The sequence below is a fragment of the Methylobacterium mesophilicum genome, assembly GCF_022179445.1.
Classification (GTDB): Bacteria; Pseudomonadota; Alphaproteobacteria; order Rhizobiales; family Beijerinckiaceae; genus Methylobacterium; species Methylobacterium mesophilicum.
This window is the reverse complement of sequence record NZ_BPQU01000180.1, coordinates 1-231: the sequence shown is the minus strand read 5'-3', so window position 1 is coordinate 231 and position 231 is coordinate 1. Positions and strand designations below refer to the sequence as shown.

At 66.7% G+C, this 231-nt stretch carries 1 protein-coding gene; it reads right to left on the bottom strand.

Going from position 1 to position 231, the window contains the following annotated elements:
* Nucleotides 1–231, bottom strand: a 231-nt coding sequence (locus MFF40_RS28655) for a TerC family protein (RefSeq protein WP_438804108.1), incomplete at both ends; no start/stop codon positions are given.

Genomic DNA, 231 nt, shown 5'->3' with positions numbered 1-231 from the left:
GCGCGAAGGCGTTGGCCGTGAAGACGACGTACGGGTCCTGGGCCAGGCCGAAGATCGCGGGGAACGAGTCGAGGGCGAAGAGCACGCCGGTGGTGCCGATCGCCAGCATGACGACCAGCATCGGCGTCATGACACGCTTGCCGTTCTCCCGGATCCACAGCTTGGTGCCGTGGTAGCGGTCGGCGACACCGAAGCGGCGCTCGGCAGGGTCGTGTCGAAGTCGATCAGCTT